The 1,113-nt window shown below is 58.8% G+C and carries 1 protein-coding gene; it reads right to left on the bottom strand.

What is annotated here, in order from left to right:
• Positions 1 to 31 precede the first annotated feature (31 nt).
• The gene (locus NZ453_RS21850) at positions 32 to 1,069 is read right to left on the bottom strand and encodes an IS630 family transposase (protein WP_263773124.1); all 1,038 of its coding nucleotides are present in this window, start codon (positions 1,067 to 1,069) and stop codon (positions 32 to 34) included.
• Positions 1,070 to 1,113: the final 44 nt, after the last annotated feature.

The raw sequence follows: 1,113 nt of genomic DNA on the forward strand, positions 1-1,113 counted from the left end.
CTATTAACCCGGCAACAAATTACCAAACAGCTCAGGCGGCATAGCGAATTTTTTCGTGTTTGAAGTACGACCGAATCCGTTCAGGCTGTTTTTGCAGGCTTCGCAGATGCCCGAGCAGTTTGGTTTGCATCGCCTCTGGTGTCCGAACGGGTTCGCCCGCGTTCATGCGAGCCTTCAAGTCGGCATTCAGATACTCATCCGGATTGAACTCCGGCGAGTAGCTCGGCAGGTAAAACAGTTCAATCTCTTCGGCATGTTCTGCCAGCCATGCCCTCACCACCTTGGCGTGATGCACGCGCAGGTTATCGACGATCAGAAAGACTTTCTTGCCTGCGTCCTTGCACAACCGCTTGAGAAACTTGATGAACATGTCCGCATCCAGCGTTTCCCGATAGAGCATGAATCGCAGCGTGCCTTGGTTGGTGACGGCGGAAATGAGATTGATCCGGCAACGTTTCGATTGCGACAGCATCAGCACCGGCGTCTTGCCTCGCGGGGCATAGCCTCGCGCGTAGTGCTCCACGCTGCTGGCCGCCGTTTCATCGGCCCAACTGATCTCGGCACCTTCGGCCTTCGCGCGCACGACGATGGCCGGGTACACATCCTTGAGCCACTTCTGGACCGCCTCGGGCCGCTGCTCGTAGGCACGCTTGACCGGGCGTTGCGGCGTAAACCCCCAGCGTGCCAGATACTTGCGAACCGTACGTACCGGCAAGTCCACCAGGAACATCTGCTTGATCGCTGCGCGCACCGCCTGCGCGCTCCACAACGCAAACTTCAGCTTCAACTGGTCGGGCGTTCGATCTACCAGTTCTTTCTGGATCCGCTCTTCCTGGGCAGGCGTGAGGACTCGCCCGCTGCCTTCAGGCCGCCCCCGCTGACCGTCTTTCAACGCCGCCGCACCACGCTCGGCATGGGCTTTGGCCCAGTTGTGCACCGTCAGCCGGTTGATTCCAAGCTCGGCGGCGACCGCCGTTTGGCTATGCCCGCGCCCCAGCATTCGAATCACCGTCCGCCGCAGCTGCTCGCGCGCTGCTGGCTCAAGCTTTCTGACATCGATCTTTCCCATGTCAGGAGTATACGACTGTTTTCTATTTTAGGACCGGGTTAATA

This window comes from Propionivibrio soli (assembly GCF_025770765.1).
Classification (GTDB): Bacteria; Pseudomonadota; Gammaproteobacteria; order Burkholderiales; family Rhodocyclaceae; genus Propionivibrio; species Propionivibrio soli.